Raw genomic sequence first — 21,156 nt, forward strand, 5'->3', positions numbered from 1 at the left:
CTGTACCAAATACAACAGAACCCGTTTTTGCTGAATAATCGCTGCGATCTACTGTATAAAATGCAATTGATTATTTCCAAGCAAAAAAACACCGCACCCTCCAAGTTTGGAGAATGCGGCGAGCGCCTTTTTTAATGAAAGAAAACCCAAGCGAACAACTCTGCTATTTCACAGTCACTTTAATTTTGACGGTCTTGCCGCCGTATTTCACCGAGATATAAGCTGAGCCTGTGCCGTTCGCTTTAATCAGCCCATTCTTCCCGGTGGCTATAAGCTCCTTGGACGATGACCACACCGCGCTTTTGGAGACATCCGACTCACTGCCGTCTTCAAAGGTAGCTGTTGCCGTTAGCTGCACGGATTGGCCCTCAGTCAGCGTCAGATTCATCTGGCTGACCTCCAGATATTTCAGCACATCTACTGTGACGGGGATTTTAACGGTTTTGCCGCCATAGGCTGCGCTCACGTAGGATTTGCCGTAACCTGCCGCTTTGACCGAACCTTTGGTCACCGTGACGATTGTGTAGCTGCCGCTTTTCCACTCCGCTTTGTCAGTAACATCTTTCGTTGTACCGTCACTGAAGGTAATGGTTACTGTTGCGCGGGCTGTATCGCCGGATTTCATCGCCAGGTTGGTCACGGAAGCTTCAATCTTCGACACTTGATCCACTTCAACGTTGATTGTGATCTTCTGGCCTCCGTAGGAAGCGGTAATTGTCGTCTTGCCTTTCAAAACGCCAGTCACCAGGCCCTTCTTCACGGTTGCTATCGTGGCCTTGGACGAGCTCCACTCTGCATCTGCGGTCACATTGCTCTCTGCACCTGATGAGTCGGTAGCGGTCAGCGTGATTTGCTGTTTGTCTCCGGCGGACATCGTCATTAGGCTCACACTCGCCGCAAGCTCATCGACCAGGCCGACATTGACTGTAATCGCCGCTTTTACCGTGCCTACTTTAGCCGTAATCACTGCTGTACCGACGCCGACACCGGTAATCAGCCCATCTTCGACCGTGGCAATCTTCGCATCACTGGTGCTCCATTCCACCTCGTCCGCCAAGGTTTTGTCCGTGCCGTCACTGTACCCGCCGGTTGCTATAACCTGATAGGTCTCATCCTCCTGAAGCTCTACCGTCTTCGCCTGCAGCGTCAGCTTCTCCGGTGTTCCCGCCGTTACCTTGATGGTCGCGGTCTTCCCGCCATAAGAGACGGTGATCACTGCGCTGCCTGTAGCATAAGCGGTAATCGTGCCGTCACTTGCATCAGCGATGTCGGAATGATCCGAGCTCCATACCGCATCGTCCGTCACATCCTGTGAGGTTCCATCCTTATAGCTGGCCATTACCGTCACAGATTTGCTCTGGTCTACGCCGAGGTTCAGCTTGCTGATGGTGACATTTAGCCGGGAGGCCGTTTCAACATTTACGGTAACCGTAACAGTCTTGCCTCCGTATGCCGCAGTCACCGTGGTAGTTCCCGACTTGTAGCCTGTAATCAAACCTTTGACAGCAGTAGCCACATTCTCATCTGCCGTGGTCCACACCGCTTCATTTGTTACCACACTGGAGATACCTTCCGCGTCCAGCGCGGTCAGCACTAACTGCTGCGTTTGGTTCAGCCTAAGGAATACACTGTCATCGTCTATGCGAAGCTTATTGCTTTTGCCTACAGTGGCAGTTACGGTTACATTCTTCGAGCCGTAGCTCGCAGTGATCGTTGCATTCCCTTCGCTGTAAGTGGTAATACTGCCTTTGGACACAAAAGCTACCGCCTCATCGCTGGAGCTCCATGTTGCCTTATTGGTCACATCTGCGGTAGTTCCATCGGCAAAGGTGGCCGTCAATGTAATGGCCTTCGTGGCATTCACCGCCAAATTCAGGTTCGTCTCGCTTAAGGCAAGGTGCCTTGCCGTTCCGATATCCACGGTAACCGTTGCCTTCACACCGTTATAGGTTCCCGTAATCGTCGTCGTGCCCACGGAGTAGCCCGTAATTAATCCTTTGCTGACCAAGGCAATGCTCTTGTCGGCAGAGGCCCATACCGCACTGTTTGTCACATCGGACGATGAGCCGTCTCCGGCAACGGCAGTCAGTGTAAGCTGCTTCGTTTTTCCCGATTGCAGGAATACGCTGTCGTCACTGGCGACAAGCTTGTTCACAGCGCCCACTTCAACCTCAAGGGTGGTCTCAAGGGTGCCGTAGGAAGCGCTGATTGTTGCTGTTCCCGCCAGTTTGTACGTCGTGATGGCTCCCTTTTTGACATAGGCAACTAGTTCATTGCTTGAGCTCCATGTCGCCTGGGAGGTTACATCCTCGGTGCTGCCGTCGGCGTAGGTCGCCGTTAGGGTCAGCGTATGCGTTGAGCCTGTCTTCAGGCTAAGCTGCTCTTCACTGAGATCGAGATAACGCGCTACTGCAACATCCACATTCACTTGCACAGATTTGTCGCCGTAGGTTCCCGTAATGGTTGCCGTTCCGGCTGTGTAGCCGTAGACTTTGCCTTTATACACATAAGCAATGCTGGAATCGCTGGAGCTCCAGATGGCCGTGCTTGTGACATCCTTGGTGGCTCCATCGGGATACACCGCCGTCAGCTTGAGCTGCTGCTCCTCTTCCGGCTTCAGGAACACGTTCTGATCATCCACTGTGAGCTTGCTGGTCTGATCCACTGTCACCTGGATAGTGGTCGTTTTGGTGCCGTATTTGGCCGTGATCACCGCCGTTCCCTGCTTATAGCCGGTAATGACGCCTTTGAGCACGTCCGCAACGGACTCATCACTGGAGGACCATGTGGCAAGTGCGGTTACATTCTCCTGTGTGCCATCCTGAAAAGTAGCAGTGAGCACAACAGGCGAGCTGTCCTTCAGCAAAAGCGCAAGCTCCGGCTTGTCCACCGTAATCCGCTTGGCTACCTCTACGTTTACTGCAACGATAATTGTTTTTTTGCCGTATATCCCCGTGATCGTGGCCGTACCGGAAGAAATGCCTTTGACTTTTCCGTTGACGACAGTGGCAACCGCAGTATCGCTGCTGCTCCAGACGGCCTTGTCAGCCACGGTGGCATCCGTGCTATTGTCAGAAAAGGTTGCTGTCAAAATAATGCTGCCCGATTCGCCCTTGCGGAGATCCAAACTCTGCACATTCTGAGTCAACGCCTTGACCTTTTTCGTAACCGTAACGGTAGCCGCTTGGGAGAACTTCGTCCCGTCGCTGTGTGTATACACCGCCACGATAGTTGCCGTTCCCTCCGCCTTCGCGGTGATTATGCCATTATAGACCGAAGCAACGGATGGCTTATCGCTGGACCAGTCGCTGTTTACGGTCACATCCCCCGAGGTGCTGTCTGAATAGACCGCAGTTGCGGTCAAGGCCTGTGTGTCTTCGATGGCAAGTGAGAGCTCATTTGCACTCAGCACGATTTTGGAGACTGTAACGGCTGTACCGGCCATAGCCAATCCGCCATTTCCAAATACGAGAAGCATCGACATTACCAGCACAAAGAATCGGTTCAAGCTGTTTTTCTTCAATCTGTCACCCTCCTAGCTGAATTATGATTTCATCCTCTTATCGACATAACCCAACTTGAAAATTAGGTGTAAAAGCCTTATTTTACTTCATATAACAACGATTTAAGCTCAATTTATTGCTTATGTATAATTGGATGTCCGGCCCTCTGGGCAGACCCTGCCCCTCCCGGGAAATCAGCAGGCTGAATGCATCATAGCAACCGAAACTGAATCTATTCTGAAAGTTGTCGAAGTTTTATTTTTCGCCCTGAAAAATGCAGCTTGCACAAAAGCAAATCCGCTATTCCATTTTGTCCATTGAGTAACGGGTGACTTTATTTTATGATATTTCTTGTTCATCGAGAATGATTATCATTATTGGTTCTGGAGGTATAGATTTCATGAGAACAACAAGACAGCCTTTCGCCGTATTATGCGTCATCTTCCTGATGGCCACGCTGCTGCTCGCCTGCGGCACATCTGAGAAAACACCGGCTGCTGAGCCAGCGGCAACCCAAGCCGGCAGCAATGCCGCCGCAGTTGCATCGCCTTCTGCCGGACCAACCGGCGGCAATACGGAAGCGGCTGCAGAGATGCGCACATATAAGGATTACGTGGGACATACTGTGGAAATCCCGGTTCAACCCAAGCGGGTGATCTTCTCGGGAGAAACCTATGGCGATCTGCTCGCACTGGGTGTGCAGGCGATTGGATACCCGCTATCAATGGGCGAAGATCAGGTCTATGAAGACAAGCTGCAAGGTGTGGAGGATGTCGGATTCCCGATCAATCTGGAGAAGACTCTGGAGCTGCAGCCTGACCTGATTATCTATGCGGGAACAGATGAGGCCGACTTCGAGGCTTTGTCTAAAATCGCGCCGACCATTATCTTCAATACCTTCGCCCCGCTGGAGGAGCGTATGATGGAGATCGGCGGTATTCTCGGCAAGACGAAGGAAGCGGAAGCTTGGCTGGCGCAATATAAGACGGGCGAGGAAGCGATGTGGAAGCAGCTTAAGTCCGCCGGTTTGAAGCAAGGGGAGACGGCATCGGTCTTCACTTATTATCCCGGGAACCGGTTATTTGTAATGGCGACCACCGGGCTTTCGCAGGTGCTGTATGGCGAGAACGGGTTCAAGCCGACTCCGGCCATTCAAAAGGTGCTGGATGAAGGAAAAGGCTTCCAGGAAATCTCTATGGAAGTGATCGGGCAATACGCAGGCGACCGGATCTTCATCCTGACCCCTGTAGCCGATGAAGCCAAACAATCGACAGAGAAATTATTGGCAAGCCCTGTTTGGAAAAGCCTGCCCGCCGTCAAAAACGGCTATGTCTACACACAGGACATCATGAAAACCTCAAGCGATGCCACCACAAGAGAATGGCTGCTGGGTGAGATTCCTCGGCTGCTGAATAAGTAGGCTGGTGTTGTTGTCTGCGATATTGAAGCCTTCGGGAAAGCAGACGGAATGCGGTAAGCAGGCTAAGCATACGTCCCATTCCTTATCAGCGCAAGAAGCTAATCAACGTCTGTTGATTAGCTTCTTTGTTTTGGTTACAATATTAATCATTGATAATTATTCTCACTTACGAAAGGAGAAGCTCCGTGCGCCAATCTCTCCCTGCCCCTCTCCACTCGCTGCTGTTTCAGCTCGATGAGATCGGGCTATTGATCCAAGCACCGGATTCCAGCGCTGTGCCGCAGACCGTACAGCAGCATACGCTGCTTGTAATTACAAGCGGCTGCGGACAGCTTAACATCAACGGCGAATCTGTCCCGCTAAGCTCGGACAAATGCTGGCTGCTGGCTCCCGGAGCCTCCTACTGCCTAGAGAATCCGGAGATGCCGCTATACTATTATCTGATTTCATTTTCAGCCATTCGGACGGGAGAATCCCCTGAATTCTATAGACAGGACTTGCTCTCCGGCAGATGTGAACTGATCGTCCACCCCTTTTCAAGGGTAGTCCGGCTGGCGGAAGATTTGCTCTCCGCGAGGGACAGCCAAGGGGATGACGTGCAGCATTTCAGGCAGCAATTGCGGTTTCAGGAGCTGCTGCTGCTGCTTTTTGAGCACAACTATTCTTCCCGGCAGTCGCCAAGCCCCGCGCAATCTGTAGAAAGCACCGTCCAATATTTGCAGGAGCACTATAGGGAGAGCATCACTGTGAAGCAACTGGCGGAGCTGGCCAACGTCTCGCTGTGGCAGTACACTCCGATCTTTCAAAAGCTCACCGGCAAGCGGCCTCTGGAATACCTGACCGAGCTGCGCATCAGCCATTCGAAGATTTATCTCCTGGAATCTGCCGAACCCCTGCGGGAAATTGCCCGGCTGGTGGGCTTTGCCGATGAATATTATTTCAGCCGCCGCTTCCGTCAGACAACCGGAGTGACGCCGGGACAATTCGCCGGGGCGCAGCGCCCGAAGCTGACGGTCACAGACTGGACAGGCCATCTCGTAGACATTCCTGAGCGTCCGAGAAGGATTGTCTACCACGGCGAGACCCTGGGCGACCTGCTCGCACTGGGGGTAAAGCCTGTTGGAGGAGATGAGTCCTTCTCGCAGAACAGCGTCTATAAGCACCGAATCAAAAAGCTTGCCAATGTCGGATTCCCGCTGGACCCGAAGTTGGCCCATTCCTTGAATCCCGACCTCATTATTGTCGCGAATCCTGATGAAAAGCTCTATAAGCGCATCTCCGGTGTCGCCCCCACGCTCACCTTCGATTCGTTCGCGCCCCTTGAGCGCCGCATGCGGATTCTGGGAAGCTGGCTGGGCAAGCAGCATGAAGCCGAAGCCTGGCTTCAGTCCTATAATGCCAAGAACGCCGCCATGTGGCAGCGTCTTTACAGCGGTATCCTCCAGCCGGGCGAGACCGCTTCCGCACTGTTCTACGACCATGGCAACCATCTGTTCGCCATGGGAATGTCCGGGTTATCCAGTGCCCTGTATGCCCCTGGCGGCTTGCAGCCGACAGCGGAAATCCAGGCCATTCTGGATCAGGAGCTGGGCTTCGCGGAGGTTGACCCCGCGAAGCTCCACACCTATGCGGGAGACCGCATCTTCATGCTCATCCCGCAGCGTGAAGACTCCCGGGCAGCTATGGAACTGCTGCTGGCAAGTCCGCTCTGGAGCAGCCTGCCCGCCGTCCGCAAGGGCCATGTCTACCTGCTCGATGGAGGCAGGTGGAACTACGGGGACGCCATGACCCGGGAGAGGCTGCTGACTCTGCTGCCCCGGCTCCTTGGCGGACAGCAGGGCAGCGCCTGAGCACAACCCGGGTTACACAGAAGCAGCCGGTGTCAGGGAGAGCTGCAGTCCAGCGGGACAAGTTCTAACCCAGGCAGCATGAATTTCTATTGCATTTTCTGCAGCAGATGATCTCTAATTCAAACAGAAGGCGGATTCTACTGCACTCTATACATTAGAATCTATTGAAAAATGTACTTTTGATCCGAAATCCGGAAAACTATTGCACGAAATACAGCAGATTGCGTCTCGTTGGAAATTAAGGAGCAATCTATCCTGAAATAACGATGTCCGAACAGAGGACATTGTTATGGAAGCCAAATTGAGGGTCTTCTATGAACTCTCATCGTCTGAAGTGCCGCGAACGAGCGGCATGGATGTCTACTGTATAAAGTACAATCACAGCGCAGAAAGGGCTAGCCGCGCTGTCTTCAATATTAGACGGCCGCCATATCTGTGCAAAATAGTCTCTGATTCAGCCGCGGTGTTCTGGCGTGTTATCTGGCCATTTCAACAACAGCATATTCAATCCGCAGCACGGAGATGCCGCGCTCCCGTACGCTGTCCGGCAACTGCACAATCAGCCCTTCACCTTCACGGCTCCACTTCAGCTCTCCGGTGCTGCCCAGCAGCTCCACCTTCAGAATTTCACCCGCAAGCAGCTTCGAGCGGCTGCCCAAGGTTTCGATCACAGAGGTTCCGTTCTCCGGCCACCCCATAATAGCCGCGTAGAGCAGTTGCTCCCCCCGGGCAGTGAAGCGCACATCCTGCGGGGTGAACGGGCTGCGCTTCGTATCGTTGAACGTACCGCTGACCACCCGGGTCGGCCCCTCGCCGTATACCTTCCATGGGCGGGTGCCGTAAATCGCTTCACCGTTAACCGCCAGCCAATCTCCCACCTCCAGCAGCAGCCGCTGCTCCTCTTCGGGAATCGTACCGTCTGCGCGCGGCCCGACATTCAGCAGCAGCACGCCATTTTTGCTGACGATGTCCACCAGATCACCCAGAATCGCTCCCGAGGTTTTGTATTTGTGGTCAGCAATATGGCACCAGGCGGTTTCCCCGACGGAGGTACAGGTCTGCCACAGCGCCGGATGGATGTCTGCCAGTTGTCCGCGTTCCATGTCATATACGGCAGTCCCTTCTGCAAAGGCATCGAACTTGTAGTTGATGACTGCCCCCTGGCCCCATTCGGCGGCCTTATTGTAGTAGTACGCGGCCAGCTTTTGCAGATAGGGCTTAAATACGGGCTGTTCAATCCACCAGTCAAAATAGACCAGTTGCGGGCCATAACGGTCAATCAGGTCGCAGGTACGGACCAGCCAATCATCGAGAAACTCCTCATTCGGCGGCAGAATCGGCAGCGGGTACGCCGGATCGCCATAGCAAGGCTGCGCCGGACCGTACAGGCCGGCATATTTGGGGTCCTGCACATCGGAAGGAAGCTGACGGCCGCCATTGTAATACCACCAATTCTCTGCGCGATGGCTCGATACCCCAAAGGTCATATAGTGGCGCCGGACGGCCTCGCCCAGTTCACCGATCACATCCCTTTGGGGACCCATTTGGGCAGCGGTCCATTCCGAATAGGGACAATCATACATGGCGAAGCCGTCATGATGCTCGGCGACAGGCACCACAAATGCAGCACCCGCCCGTTTGAACAAGGCCGCCCATTCCTCGGCATCGAATTTCTCCGCCGTGAACCGGGGGATGAAATCCTTATAGCCGAATTCGTCCGGGGGCCCGTAGGTTCTAAGATGATGCTCATACACCTCGGTACCTTCTCTATACATATTGCGCGCGTACCACTCTGTCCCGAAGGCGGGCACGGAATAGACTCCCCAGTGGATAAAAATCCCGAATTTTGCATCCTCGTACCACCGGGGAACGGAATAGGCGCCCAGCGACTCCCAATTGGCCTGGAACGGCCCGTTGTCCACAGTGTTTTGGATCTCCAGCTTCTTCTCCTTGCGCAATTCATGCAGCTTTGACTTTGACACGATGCTCACCTCTTCCCTGAATTCAGAATACTGCGGATTACCTGCAGCCTTGCCGGATCAATGGGCTTCAGCGGGTTTCCGTCTTCCCTGACAGCGGAGCCGAAGTGCACCCGGCTTACGGAGGTACGTGTAATGAAATCACTTAATCCCTCTGCGGTTAAGCCACTGCCCGCAAGAATATTGACGGAGGAAATGGAGGACAGCCGCTCAAGATCAGCGATCCGCTCAGCACCCTCCGGTGCGGTATTGTGCCCGCCGGAGGTCAGAATATCGGTAATCTGCGGGTAACGCGAGACTGTCTCCAGTGCCGCAAGCTGATCGGCAGCCTCGTCAAAGGCGCGGTGAAACGTAACCTCAAGCCCATCCGCCGCCTGCAGTAGACGCTTAAGCAGCTCTTCGTCAACTGTCCCGTCCGGACGGAGCATCCCCATAACAAGGGATAATCCGCCTATGCCGGCAATATGGCGGATGTCCCGCAGCATCGTCTTAGCGTCGGCCTCATCGTAACGGAATGAGCGGGCATGCGGCCGCACCATCACTCTTACCGGAATGCCGACTGCTTCCCGCACCCCTTCAATCAGCCCGAGGCTGGGCGTAAGTCCGCCCTCACGGATGGCGGTAATCAGCTCGATCCGGTCCGCTCCGTAACCCTCGGCAATGACAGCGTCAGCCACCGTTGTTGCTATGACCTCCAGCAGCATCTTCTACTTCCTCCTCATCATGATCGTCCGTGCCGCACCTATCATCCCGGCTTCATTGCCCAGCCTGGCAGGCAGCACGTTGAAGGACAACGGTGACGTTTCAGCCAATCTCTCCATCCAGACTGCCCACCATAACGGGTGGGATTCAGCAACGCCCCCGCCAAGGATAATGGCCCCCGGATCTAAAAACGACTGGATATTATGCATCGTCAAACTCAAATCGTTCAGATACACATCCATAACCGCAGCCGCCCGCTGGTCGCCTGCGGCAAAGGCCGCCAGCAGCTTACGGCTGTCCCAGCTTCCGTCCGCACCGGCCGCCAGACGGTTCAGCGCGCGGCCGGACAAATAATGCTCGATGCAGCCCCTCTGGCCGCAGCTACAGGGAATCCCGCCCGGGTACAGCACCATATGTCCGAATTCACCGGCTGCACCCTGCTTGCCGGAAATCGGCTCCTCCCGGTGAACGAGCGCTCCGCCTACGCCTGTACCCAGTGTCAGCATCGCGTAATCCGCAAGCCCCGAAGCTGCGCCCAGCCAGCCTTCGCCCAGCGCAGCGGCGTTCGCATCGTTTAGCACGGCGGCAGGAAGCCCGAACCCGGCTTCAATCTCCGCTGCCAGCCGCATACCGGTCCAGCCGGGAAGATTGTCAGTCGCGTACAGCACCACCCCTTCCTCCGGGTCCACCCGTCCGGCAGTACCGATGCCGATGCCGCCTACCTCCGGCCCCTCTGCCATCAGCTCAGCAATGATGCCCTTCAGGGCATGCAGAATGCCGTTCGCACCTTCGCTGACGGGGGTAGGCGTACTCCGGCGGGCGGCTATGCCGCCGTCCTCACCGATCAATGCAGCCTTAATGCCCGTTCCGCCAATGTCGGCGCCAATATAATACCGGCTCATCGTTCGGTCTCTCCGGCTTCCCGGGAACCCGTATGCCGCATCGCCTGTACATAGCGGGCAGCAATCCACTGCGGCCGGGTGATGGCCGAGCCGACCACAACAAACGCTGCTCCCAGCCGCAGTGCCTCAGCCGCCTGCTCAGGACGGGAAATTCCTCCCTCGGCAACAACGGGCACATCCAGCACAGCAGCCAGCCGCTCCAGCAGAGCAAGATTCGGCAGCGGCGTTCCTGCCGTTTCGCGGGTGTAGCCGCACAGCGTGGTCGAGACGTAGTCTGCTCCCCACTCCGCTGCCAGCACCCCCTCCTCAAAGGTGGCAATGTCCGCCATCACGGCGGCTCCGGCGCGCTTCAGTCCGGCGATGGTTTCGGCAAGTGAACGCCCGTCCGGACGGGGACGGCCCGTGCCGTCAACCGCCACAATATCCGCTCCGGCCGCATGTATGGCCAGCGCATCCTCAAGCGTTGGCGTAATGTAAACCCCGCTGTTCTCATGCTGTATTTTTACCAGTCCGATCAGCGGCAGGCCCACAGCCTCCTTAATGGCCCGGATATCCTCCAGCCCGCCAGCCCGGATGCCCGCCGCTCCGGCTTCCTTCGCTGCCATAGCCATAGCCATCATATGATGGCTTCCATACAGCGGCTCATCCGGCAGCGCCTGGCAGGAAACCACTAACCCTTGATAGGGAATTATGCGCTCCGCTTCCTTGTTCATCCACTTTTCACCTCTTATATATGCTCAGCCTTCTATCCTTTGACAGCGCCGCCTACCAGGCCTTTGATAATAAAACGCTGCACGAACAAGTACAGAATGATAATCGGCAGGGCCACAAGCGCGGCTCCGGCGAACATTTGCGGCCAGTTCGTATTGTATTGGCTTTTGAAGGCCATAAGACCGACAGGCAGGGTCCGCATTTCCGGCGATGACAAGTAGACCAGCGGATTGAAGAAGTCATTCCAGGAATTGATCGCCACCACAATAATGCAGGTTGCCGTAATCGGCAGTGTCAGCGGGAAAATAATCCGGATAAACGTCCGCCAGGGTCCGCAGCCATCAACCAGCGCAGCCTCTTCGATCTCGCTTGGCACAGTCTTGAAGAAATTCACATAGAGAAAGATCGGCAGGGCCAGCCCGGAGGCAATCTGGATCAGGGACAGTCCGATATGCGTGTTCAGCAGATGAACCTGCCTCAGGACCAGAAAAGCCGGAATTGTTCCGGAAAAAGCCGGAAGGATGAGTCCCATCAGGAAAAAGGTCGACATCGCCTCCGATTTGTAGCGTTTACCGTGATGCAGGCCGTATGCGGCCAGCACCGAGACACCGATCGCAGCAGCGGTGGTCATCACCAGCACCAGGATGCTGTTCCCGAAATACGGCAGCAGATTCCCGGTGCGGAAGGCTTCTGTGTAATTGCTCCACTGCGGGTCCTTCGGAAGACTGAGCGGATTAATCGTTGATGGCGTCTGCAGCGAGACAGAGACCAGAACAGCCATAGGCACAAGCACGATGATGAGCGCGATAATCAGCACGGTGTAGATTGAGGTTTTCTGCAGTGTAGTTGTCAATTCGCCACCTCCAGACGGCTGAGCAGCTTAATCTGTACGAAGGTTACCGCAAGAATCATCACCGACAGAATCATCGCCATCGCGGTGCCATAGCCCATTTGCGAGGTTTTGAAGGCATACTGGTAGATCATAATGCCGAAGGTCTGCGTGGAGTTCGCCGGCCCGCCTTGCGTCATGATGAAGACATGCTCGAACATTTTCATACAGCCGATTACCGATAGAACGGTGTTCACAATAATCGAAGGGATCAGCAGCGGCAGAGTCACTCTCCAGAACTTATTCCACGGACCTGCTCCGTCAATGCTCGAAGCCTCATATATTTCACCCGATACGGATTGTAGTCCAGCCAAATAAATCATCATCGAGTAGCCTGTATACTGCCAGACCATCACGAGTGCAATCGCATAAATGGCCAGCTTGGGATCACCAAGCCAGTCCAGTCCTGCCAGGCCATCCAGCCCGACTGCGGCAAAAAACTTCGGCAGAAACCCGACCATCGGCGCGTACATATAGCTCCACACGTACCCGATAACGACGGTGTTCAGAATAACAGGGAAGAAAATAATCGCCCGCATCCACACAATGCCTTTCAGCTTCTGGTCCAGCAGCACGGCCAGCAGGATGGAAGCGGTATGCTGCAGCACAATGACCACGGCAGAGAGAATCGCCATATTCTTCAGTGCGGTCAGCAGCAGCGGATCACGGAAAGCCTCGCGGAAGTTCTCCAGCCCGACCCAGTCGGCCTTGAACGAGAACCCGTTCCAATCGGTGAAGCCATAATACAAGCCGCTGAAGATCGGTCCGGCAAAAAACAGCAGATAGATCAGCAGCGCCGGTGCAATAAACAGCACATAATTGCGGAAATTCATAAATTTCATGGTTTGCCTCCATCCGTACCCCCAATTTGGGTAAAAAAAAGAAACCTAAGCGAAAGACAGCGTCATTCTTTTTCTGAGCTTTCGCTTTTTAGCGGTTTCTATTTGAGTCCATTGCCAGCTTGCGCATAAGTGTTAAATATCCTTATCCTGCGCTGTCTGCATTTGCTCCAGCAGTTTGGCCGTATCCACGTCCTGCTTCAGCAGAATCTGCTGGAAGATCGGGAACATTACCGGCTCGATGGAGGAAGTCATGCTCGGGAAGATTTGCGCTTCACTGGCGTCGATCAGCGGCTGGAGGGAAGCTGCCAGCGGACTGTAGGTTTCTGAGGTTCCGCCTTTTACCGTTACCGCCTGCTTCGTTTCATCCGACCAGATCTTCGCCATTTCCGGATCAGCCACGAATTCCATGAACAGCTTGATCTCTTCCTGGTGCTTGCTCCACGAGACGCCAACCAGCAGGTTGTCGGAGACAAGGTTCGTTACCAGCGGCTGGTCGCCACGGTTAACCGGGATCGGAAAGGCGCCAAGTTCGAAGGCGGAGAAGTCTGCATCAAAGTTTTCGCTGTAGCCCCACTCGCCCATCGGCCACATAGCCGCCTTGCCTTCTTTGAAGACCTGTGCGACCTGGTCATAGCTGAGGCCGACGGAATTTTCCAGCAGATAGCCCTTATCCGAAAGCTCCTTCATACCGTCGAAATAGCCCTTAAATTCAGGATCGGTCCACTTCTTATTGCCGCTTGCCAGTTGTGCGAAGACATCCGGATTATCATGCTGATACAAACCGAACTGGGAGGTTGTAATGAACTGTGTCGCCCAGCCGTCCTTGCTGCCGATGACCATAGGTGCAGTACCGCTGGCTTTGATCTTTTCACTCACATCCATCAGCTCTTCCCAATTGGTAGGGATCGCAAGACCGAGGGAATCAAACAGGGTTTTGTTATAGAACATGACAATCGGCTGGCTGTTATATGGAACGCCATAGGTTTTGCCGTCCACTGTACCGAGCTTCACCGCTGCTTCGAGGTAGTTGCTGAGCCAAGGGCTGCCGGTAATGTCCATCAGCACATTCTCCTTGGAGAATTCAGCCACCTGGTTGGGAAACAGCCAGAGCATATCCATATCTGCCTGGGAAACAATCCGGGTGCGGATGATTTCGCGGAATTGATCATATACCTTGTCATGCTCTATCGTGATGTACGGGTATTTCTCCTGGAATTTATCAACTACAGTCTGGCTGATCGGATTCCATGTTGTCAGCTTCAGCACCACCGGCTCCTTCTCGCCCGCCGCTGCATTGCCGCCTGAACTAGCTGCACCGGAATTGTTAGTCGTCGCCGCGTTATTGCTGCCGCAGCCTGCTAGAATGATCAATAATCCAAGACACAATACCGACAACCACCAGAACCCGCCTTTTCTTCTCATATGTTAGCCTCCCTGACATAAAGTGAATTCCTCCAGTTCATCGTACCTTTTATGTGTGAGGTAAACTACCAGTGTAATTTGCTGCTTTGCAGCTATTAATTGCTTAATTTAATGCCTCCCTCTACTCACTGAGCCAATAACTAGACGAAATCTGCTTTCTGCATAACTTTTTTTGCTTTTCCGTACGAATTTGTTCTATTGATTGCGGAATTCAAGCGGTGTCACCCCTGTGTCATCTTTGAACAATTTGCTGAAATAATGCGGGTTGGCGTAACCCAGCTCCTCTGCCACCTCGTATACCTTGCGGTTGCTGTCCCGCAGCAGCTTGCGGGCCAGCAGCATTTTTTTGGCGGTCACATACTCGTTGAAATGCTGCCCGGTCTCCTTGAGGAACAGGCGGCTCAGATGGCTGACGCTGACATGAATCTGCTCTGCTGTACGAGCCAGGGTTACATCCTCCAGCAGATGCTCGTCAATATAGGCTGTAGCCAGACGGATAATTCCGCTTAGCTTCCCGCCGCCCACCAGTTCACCGGACGCAGCCCCCCTGTAAGCCTCCAGCAGCTCTTCTGCCTTGCGGTGGACCCTGCTGTACGAGTAAGCCAGACGGATTCCGAGCATCTTGAACAAGCTCTGCTCCAGTTGGCCCAAATACGCCTGCATTGCCCCGGCCTCCGCCTTCCCTCCGTCCAGCGGCAGCAGCCACACCAGCTCTTGATGCTCACGGCTGAGCAGAATCCCGCCCCACTCCCGGGAGGTGTACTCCTCCAAAAAATAACGGAAGGACATAAAGCGGGCCAATGTGGTCTGCGGCTCCGCCGCCCCGTTATCCGCCATACGCAGCACCGCCAACTGATACCCCTGCCCATAGATGGCTTCAAGTCCCAAACGCTGCCAGCGTTCAGCCCAGTCTGGCGGCAGCTCCGCCGCCGCCAGCAGCAGTTGCACAAATTGGTCGCGGTCCTTGTCCGTATGCCCTTGCGGAACAGCTTCCTGATGAAACTGCTCCAGCGCCGCCACCGCTTTCTTCAAGGCGGCAGCAATCTCTTCGGCGTCCATCGTCGGCTTATGCAGATAATCGACCACACCAATGCGGACAGCTTCTTTGACATAAGGAAAATCCTCAAAGCTGCTGAAGAAGATGATCTGCACCCCGCCGTACTGCTCCTTAATTCTGCGCGCCAGCTCCAGTCCGTCCATTCCGGGCATGCGGATATCCGTCAATACGATATGAATGTCCTCCCGGTCCAGCGCCTTGAGCGCCTCCTGGCCATTGGCCGCCTCGGCCTTCCAGTTGATCCCCAGTCTGTCCCAATCCAGCATATACCGCAGCCCCAGCCTCACAATTGTCTCATCTTCCACCACAAGCAGATTCCACATCACTTCATTCCTCCATTCATGGCAGGGGCTGTTCCCCCAGCCTTACAGGGCAAATTCAGCTCGGCCCGGGTTCCCTGACCCGGCTCACTTACCAGCAAAAGCGTATACGGGGAGCCGAATCTTAGATGGATGCGGTCGCGCACGTTGGCTACCCCAATGCTTTTACTTGAATGCTTAGCGGTATGCTGCAGGGTTGCCCCATTCAGGGTATTCAGAACTTCAGGCGGTATGCCATGCCCATTATCGGCAATCGTAATCAGCAGTTCCTCCCCGTTCTTCGCAAAAGAGGCGCTAACCTCAATCAACAGCGGGCCGTCCACATCGAAGGAACCGTGAAAAATCGCATTTTCCATCAGCGGCTGCAGAATCATCGGCGGGACCATTGTCTGCTCCGTATGCTCTTCAATTCTCCATTCCACCCGGAACCGGTTCGTGTACCGCAGCTCCATGAGCCGCACATAATGATGCAGCAGTTCCAGCTCCGCCGACAGCGGCACCAGTTCACTGTCCAGCTTCATGTTGGCATGCAGCAGCTTGTTCAGTGACTGCAGCAGCCTGGCTATCCCTTCAGACTGCTGTAGAACGGCAAGCATACGGATCGAGTTAATCGTGTTGTACAGAAAATGCGGCGCAATCCTCGCCCTTAGCGCATACAGCTCCGCTTCCCGCTTCTGCCGCTCCTTCTCTTCAATGGATTGAATGAGCATATCCAGCCGCTTCACCATTGTGACGTAGCTGAGATGCAACTGGCCGATCTCACCTTTGATGGGCGGAGCAGCCGGGGCTACGAACAGTCCCCGTTCCACATCACGCATCGAAGAGATCAGGCTGCGGATCGGACGGGACAGGTTCCGGGCCAGCAGCAGGGACAGAATCGCGGCAGCCGCAGTAGATATCACTACCAGAACGATCGTAAAATTGCGGATCACGTTGGCGTCACCCAGCAGCTCCTCACGGTCAATCAGCAAATAGCTGGTCCAGCCCAAATATTCGCTGTAGGCGTATACGCCGGTAGCCGCCGTAAGGCCGTCTCCCAGTTCAGGGACTGTGATCACCCCGCGCATTGAATCCTTCCGGGCAGACTGCTCTGCCACTGCACTGAGGAAACGCTGGTTATCGGCAGACCGCGTGGAATAGATCAACTTCCCTTTCTCATCTGCCACTATGACATGCATGCTCTTGAGCTGGAAGGAGCGGACAATCTTATCCATGAAATCGGGCCGGATATCGACAGCTACAACCCCCGCCGGACTAAAATCATCATTCAGCAGCAGCCGGGACGCTGTAATGGTCGCAAACGGCGCACTGTTGAACTGCCGCTCCTGGCGCAGCCCGGAAATAACAACACCTCCGTCTCTGCTGAGTGTTTCCTTGTACCATTCCTCCTCCACCGGACTGACCGCTTCATTGATGGAGGAACGGTCACTGACCCTGTAGCCGTACACATTGCCTTTGGTGCTGTAGAAGATCAGACCTTGAATCGTGGAAAAAATCGAAGGATAAGTCACAAGCAGCTTGGCAAACTGCCGCTGGGTTTCAAGCTCCCGGTAGCCCCATTGATCACGGGGGACATAGGGCTGATTCAGAATCTGAAAGATCTCCGGTGTAAAATACGGAAAGGTGCTGAAGCGGTCCACATCCTCCACCTGCCGCTGAATCGCCTCGTTCAACTGTCCGGCAATGACACCCAAATCCTCGTTCACCCTTGACTCCAGCGTGTCCACGGATTTCAGGTATGCCATCGTTCCTATCACAATCGACGGGATAATACCTAACAGGAAAAAGGCGAGCAGCAGCTTGCTCTGGTAAGTTAAATTGTTCCAACGCCGCATCATCCGCTTCACTTCCTCCGGACAAATTTTCATTTAGTATAATAGATTATGCGCTGCGCTGCATGGGGAAATGAACCGTTAATTTTTTGCATCAGCCCGGGAGGAAGAACATTCCGACAGGAAATCCCTTGATAGATATGACTTTATAGTTAACACACATATGCCATTAAAATGGCATTTTAATATTGAGTTTGTAACTTTTCATTACACAGGTATAATAAAATAATGCGTACATAAGAGGAGGAATTTCCGATGAACCAGAATATAACCATCTCGCTGCTGGAAGAATTACAACCGGAAATCCTGCAGCAATTAAGTAAACTGCTTATAGATGTAGTTGAGGACGGCGCTTCTATCGGCTTCCTGCCTCCACTGACTATAGAGGATGCTTCGGCTTACTGGCGGGGAGTGCATGGACCGGGTGTGCTGCTCTGGGCAGCTTTTGAGCGTGGTACCATTGTGGGAACTGTGCAGCTCCACTCTGTATCCAAGCCGAACGGTGCGCACCGGGCGGAAATCGCGAAGCTGATGGTGCATCCGCAGCACCGCCGCAAAGGCATTGCCGGAATGCTGATGGACACTGCGGAGCAGGCAGCGGCTGCGAACGGCCGGACCCTGCTGGTGCTGGATACGCGTGAAGGCGATCCCTCGAACCTGCTGTACCAGTCACGGGGCTTCGTGAAGGCGGGCATAATCCCGGAGTACGCCATCTCCCATAATGGCAGCAAGACCGGCACCGTGTTCTATTACAAGCATCAAAAAAAACCATCACCGGCTGTGAATGTCACAGGAAAGTGATGGCTTTTGACAGGTAAAGCTGATGATGCTGCCACAGGATTACAGGGACTGGCAAGTTCTTTCGTTAAATACTGGAGGGCCGTAACCAGCTCCTTACGCCCACCACATGTCCAGCGGCTGCTCGCGGATCAGGATCGACTGGAGATTGGTAACGGCGCGGTAAAAGCCTTCATCCACGGACATCAGCGGATCTTCATGCTCGATGCTCACCACATAATCATAGCCGTAGGTGCGCAGCGCGCTCATGATATCCGACCAGACGGAGATACTGTGTCCGCAGCCGACGGAACGGAAGGTCCACGCCCGGGTCTGCACTTCCCCGTAAGGCTGCATATCGGTCAGCCCGTACATATTGATGTTGTCCTGATCCAGGTACGTGTCCTTGGCATGGAAATGGTGAATCGCTCCGGCCTTGCCGAGAATCTTGATCGCACCCACGGGATCAATGCCTTGCCACCACAGATGGCTTGGGTCCAGATTCGCACCGATAGCCGGACCTGTGGCTTCTCTGAGCTTGAGGATGGTATACGGAGTATGGCACAGGAAGCCGCCGTGCAGCTCGATGCCAATCTTCACGCCATGCTCTTCCGCAAGCTGGGCAATTTCCTTCCAATAAGGAATCAGCTTATGCTCCCACTGCCAGGTCAGAATATCGCTGTACACGGTAGGCCAAGGCGTAACGGGCCAGTTCGGCGCTTGGGCCTCCTCGCTGTCTCCGGCTGTACCGGAGAAGGTGTTGACGACGGCAACGCCCATCAGCGAAGCCAGCTTAATGGATTTGCGCAGAATTTCGTCCCCTTGGCGGGCTTCTTCCTTGTCCGGCGAAATCGGGTTATTATGGCAACTGAAGGCGCTGATCATAATGCCGCGCTTTGTGAATTTCTCTAAATATTCCTTCCGTGCCGCTTCGCTGGCCAGCAGCTCATCCGTAGGACAGTGCGGATTGCCGGGATTGCCCCCTGAGCCGATCTCCACTGCGTTCAGGCCTGCCGCTGCAATTTTGTCCAGCATCTCATCAAGGCTGAGACTGCCAAATACGGGATCAAATACACCTAACTTCATTTATTTTCCCACCTTTGCTTTGATCGGCTCAAGCGCCTCGGAATGCCCATACACAGGGTAATCCCCCTTCGCCCCCGCACACCAGTTCACGCCGTTGATAATGACCTGCTGGATTTCTTTGTTGTAATACGTCGGATGAGATTCATGTCCAGGCTGAAAATAAAAGATTTTCCCGTTCCCCCGCCGATAGGTAGAGCCGCTCGGGAACACATTCCCGCCCTCGAACCAGCCGACAAAGATCAGCGACTCCGGTGCCGGAACATCAAAGTGCGCCCCATACATCTCTTCCTGCTCCAGGTCGATATACTCTCCGATGCCTGCGGCAATCGGGTGGCTTGGCTCCATTACCCACAGGCGTTCTTTTTCCCCTGCTTCGCGCCATTTCAGATCACAGCTTGTGCCCATCAGCTTGATGAAGATTTTGGACATGTGGCCTGAATGCAGCACAACAAGCCCCATTCCCTGCAGCACACGCTGATGGATACGGTTCACAATCTCGTCGCTCACCTCCTGATGGGCCACATGCCCCCACCATACCAGCACATCCGTATTGTTCAGCACTTCCTGCGTCAACCCGTGCTCCGGTTCATCCAGCGTTGCTGTTGCCGTGTCCAGCCCGGCCGCACTTAGGAAGGACGCAAGCTGCGTATGAATTCCCTGCGGATAGACCTGGCGGATTCTCTCTTCCTGGCGTTCATGACGATACTCATTCCATACGGTTACTCTAGTCACTATGAACACACTCCCGGTTCTCTTTTTTTAGTCAAAAAATACAGGCATTCCCGTCTCGGACGATTTGTAAATCGCCTCCAGAATACGGGTGACCACCAAAGCCTGCTCCGGTTTCACTACCGGCTCGGTGTCCTTTACAATGCAGCCGATCCATGACGCCGCTTCCAGCACAGCAGGATCATCTCCCGAGCCATCGTAAAAGTCTACGCCGGCCGCATCCAGACCGATGTGCTTTTCATACGTTTTCCCATATTCTTCACCGTTGATACGCAGGCCCTTCTCCATATCCGCCCCGCCTTCCGTACCGCACAGCACAGTCTTGGCTTCACCGACATCCAGCGTATTCAGCGCCCAACTGGCTTCAAGGACAATGCTCGCCCCGTTCTCCATCGTAATAAAACCAATTGCGGAATCCTCAACGGTGAATTTCTCCGGGTCCCACGGGCCCCAGGCATTCGCGGCGTTCTTGCGCCCGGACAGCTTATGATACGCGTTACCCACAGCATATTTGGGCTTGTAATTGTCCATCATCCACAGGGTCAGGTCGAGGGCATGGGTACCAATGTCGATCAGCGGCCCGCCGCCTTGCGCCTCCTCATCCAGAAATACGCCCCAGGTCGGTACCGCGCGGCGGCGGATGGCCTTGGCTTTGGCGTAATAAATTTCCCCCAGCCCATTATTCTCGCATACGGTATGCAAGTAAGCCGAATCGGCTCTGAAACGGTTCTGATAGCCAATGGTCAGCTTCTTTCCCGTCCGCTTGGACGCGTCGATCATCGCCTGTGCTTCTGCTGTAGTCTTGGCCATTGGCTTCTCGCACATCACATGCTTGCCGGCCTCCATCGCAGCGATGGAAATCTCCGCATGGGAGATATTTGGCGTACATACATGAATCACATCTATGCTTGTATCTTTTAGCAGCTCTTGATAATCGGTATATACCACAGCGCTTTCATTTCCAAATGCAGCCCGCGCCAGCTCGGCACGTTCAGGAACGATATCGCAAAACGCAACCATCTCCGCACCCTCTACCTTTTGCAAGGCAGGCATATGTTTGCCGTTCGCGATACCGCCGCAGCCGATAATTCCAACTTTCAAAGTCATGTTCTGCTACCTCCAACTATTGGTTTGA

At 54.4% G+C, this 21,156-nt stretch carries 16 protein-coding genes; 3 read left to right on the forward strand and 13 right to left on the reverse strand.

Annotation, left to right across the window (positions count from 1 at the left end; translation table 11 throughout):
* Positions 1–163 precede the first annotated feature (163 nt).
* A complete protein-coding gene (locus tag B212_RS32085) occupies positions 164–3,523 on the reverse strand; it encodes an Ig-like domain-containing protein (protein WP_020647590.1) in 3,360 nt (1,119 codons plus the stop codon).
* A 380-nt stretch (positions 3,524–3,903) separates the two neighbouring features.
* Between B212_RS32085 and B212_RS0121165 the strand changes: the two genes are divergently transcribed.
* Positions 3,904–4,923: an ABC transporter substrate-binding protein gene (locus B212_RS0121165; protein WP_019913062.1), complete on the forward strand. Its 1,020-nt coding sequence runs from the start codon at positions 3,904–3,906 to the stop codon at positions 4,921–4,923.
* 185 nt (positions 4,924–5,108) lie between these two features.
* The gene (locus tag B212_RS32090) at positions 5,109–6,773 is read left to right on the forward strand and encodes an AraC family transcriptional regulator (protein ID WP_019913063.1); all 1,665 of its coding nucleotides are present in this window, start codon (positions 5,109–5,111) and stop codon (positions 6,771–6,773) included.
* 476 nt (positions 6,774–7,249) lie between these two features.
* Here B212_RS32090 and B212_RS0121175 read toward each other — a convergent pair whose 3' ends face one another.
* The 9 genes from B212_RS0121175 to B212_RS0121215 all read right to left on the reverse strand — a co-directional run bounded on the left by B212_RS0121175 (position 7,250) and on the right by B212_RS0121215 (position 17,435).
* The gene (locus tag B212_RS0121175; protein ID WP_019913064.1) at positions 7,250–8,755 is read right to left on the reverse strand and encodes an alpha-L-fucosidase; all 1,506 of its coding nucleotides are present in this window, start codon (positions 8,753–8,755) and stop codon (positions 7,250–7,252) included.
* Positions 8,756–8,760: 5 nt separating this feature from the next.
* Complete coding sequence (locus B212_RS0121180; RefSeq protein WP_019913065.1) at positions 8,761–9,456, reverse strand: copper homeostasis protein CutC; 696 nt, start codon at positions 9,454–9,456, stop codon at positions 8,761–8,763.
* A gap of 3 nt (positions 9,457–9,459) precedes the next feature.
* The gene (locus B212_RS0121185) at positions 9,460–10,356 is read right to left on the reverse strand and encodes an ROK family protein (protein WP_019913066.1); all 897 of its coding nucleotides are present in this window, start codon (positions 10,354–10,356) and stop codon (positions 9,460–9,462) included.
* A complete protein-coding gene (locus B212_RS0121190) occupies positions 10,353–11,069 on the reverse strand; it encodes an N-acetylmannosamine-6-phosphate 2-epimerase (RefSeq protein WP_019913067.1) in 717 nt (238 codons plus the stop codon). The genes B212_RS0121185 and B212_RS0121190 overlap by 4 nt, the downstream gene beginning before the upstream one ends.
* A gap of 32 nt (positions 11,070–11,101) precedes the next feature.
* A complete protein-coding gene (locus B212_RS0121195) occupies positions 11,102–11,920 on the reverse strand; it encodes a carbohydrate ABC transporter permease (protein WP_019913068.1) in 819 nt (272 codons plus the stop codon).
* The gene (locus B212_RS0121200) at positions 11,917–12,798 is read right to left on the reverse strand and encodes a carbohydrate ABC transporter permease (RefSeq protein ID WP_019913069.1); all 882 of its coding nucleotides are present in this window, start codon (positions 12,796–12,798) and stop codon (positions 11,917–11,919) included. Before B212_RS0121200 ends, B212_RS0121195 begins: the two co-directional genes overlap by 4 nt.
* Before the next feature lie 132 nt (positions 12,799–12,930).
* Entirely contained in the window at positions 12,931–14,220 is a 1,290-nt protein-coding gene (locus tag B212_RS0121205) for an ABC transporter substrate-binding protein (protein ID WP_019913070.1), read from the reverse strand.
* Positions 14,221–14,415: 195 nt separating this feature from the next.
* Positions 14,416–15,600: a response regulator transcription factor gene (locus tag B212_RS0121210; protein WP_019913071.1), complete on the reverse strand. Its 1,185-nt coding sequence runs from the start codon at positions 15,598–15,600 to the stop codon at positions 14,416–14,418.
* Positions 15,600–17,435: a cache domain-containing sensor histidine kinase gene (locus tag B212_RS0121215; protein ID WP_019913072.1), complete on the reverse strand. Its 1,836-nt coding sequence runs from the start codon at positions 17,433–17,435 to the stop codon at positions 15,600–15,602. The genes B212_RS0121210 and B212_RS0121215 overlap by 1 nt, the downstream gene beginning before the upstream one ends.
* 249 nt (positions 17,436–17,684) lie before the next feature.
* Between B212_RS0121215 and B212_RS0121220 the strand changes: the two genes are divergently transcribed.
* On the forward strand, positions 17,685–18,230 hold the full coding sequence (locus B212_RS0121220; protein WP_019913074.1) for a GNAT family N-acetyltransferase: 546 nt from the start codon (positions 17,685–17,687) through the stop codon (positions 18,228–18,230).
* A gap of 93 nt (positions 18,231–18,323) precedes the next feature.
* Here B212_RS0121220 and B212_RS0121225 read toward each other — a convergent pair whose 3' ends face one another.
* The 3 genes from B212_RS0121225 to B212_RS0121235 are packed head-to-tail and all read right to left on the reverse strand — an operon-like array spanning position 18,324 to position 21,128.
* Positions 18,324–19,292 (reverse strand): sugar phosphate isomerase/epimerase family protein, encoded by a 969-nt coding sequence (locus B212_RS0121225; protein ID WP_019913075.1) that lies wholly within the window; start codon positions 19,290–19,292, stop codon positions 18,324–18,326.
* On the reverse strand, positions 19,293–20,024 hold the full coding sequence (locus B212_RS0121230; protein WP_019913095.1) for a ThuA domain-containing protein: 732 nt from the start codon (positions 20,022–20,024) through the stop codon (positions 19,293–19,295).
* Positions 20,025–20,051: 27 nt separating this feature from the next.
* Positions 20,052–21,128 carry a Gfo/Idh/MocA family protein gene (locus B212_RS0121235; protein ID WP_019913096.1) on the reverse strand — a complete coding sequence of 359 codons (1,077 nt, stop codon included), beginning with the start codon at positions 21,126–21,128 and terminating at the stop codon, positions 20,052–20,054.
* Between the last annotated feature and the right edge of the window lie 28 nt (positions 21,129–21,156).

This window comes from Paenibacillus sp. HW567 (assembly GCF_000374185.1).
In the GTDB taxonomy this organism is placed as follows: domain Bacteria; phylum Bacillota; class Bacilli; order Paenibacillales; family Paenibacillaceae; genus Paenibacillus_AQ.

Excerpts from the sequence above, each read along its gene's own strand:
- B212_RS0121205 (WP_019913070.1), bottom strand. The coding sequence starts at position 14,220 with ATGAGAAGAAAAGGCGGGTTCTGGTGGTTGTCGGTATTGTGTCTTGGA.
- B212_RS0121190 (WP_019913067.1), bottom strand. The coding sequence starts at position 11,069 with ATGAACAAGGAAGCGGAGCGCATAATTCCCTATCAAGGGTTAGTGGTT.
- B212_RS0121165 (WP_019913062.1), top strand. The coding sequence starts at position 3,904 with ATGAGAACAACAAGACAGCCTTTCGCCGTATTATGCGTCATCTTCCTG.
- B212_RS0121185 (WP_019913066.1), bottom strand. The coding sequence starts at position 10,356 with ATGAGCCGGTATTATATTGGCGCCGACATTGGCGGAACGGGCATTAAG.
- B212_RS0121210 (WP_019913071.1), bottom strand. The coding sequence starts at position 15,600 with ATGTGGAATCTGCTTGTGGTGGAAGATGAGACAATTGTGAGGCTGGGG.
- B212_RS0121220 (WP_019913074.1), top strand. The coding sequence starts at position 17,685 with ATGAACCAGAATATAACCATCTCGCTGCTGGAAGAATTACAACCGGAA.
- B212_RS0121225 (WP_019913075.1), bottom strand. The coding sequence starts at position 19,292 with ATGAAGTTAGGTGTATTTGATCCCGTATTTGGCAGTCTCAGCCTTGAT.
- B212_RS0121235 (WP_019913096.1), bottom strand. The coding sequence starts at position 21,128 with ATGACTTTGAAAGTTGGAATTATCGGCTGCGGCGGTATCGCGAACGGC.
- B212_RS0121215 (WP_019913072.1), bottom strand. The coding sequence starts at position 17,435 with ATGATGCGGCGTTGGAACAATTTAACTTACCAGAGCAAGCTGCTGCTC.
- B212_RS0121200 (WP_019913069.1), bottom strand. The coding sequence starts at position 12,798 with ATGAAATTTATGAATTTCCGCAATTATGTGCTGTTTATTGCACCGGCG.
- B212_RS0121180 (WP_019913065.1), bottom strand. The coding sequence starts at position 9,456 with ATGCTGCTGGAGGTCATAGCAACAACGGTGGCTGACGCTGTCATTGCC.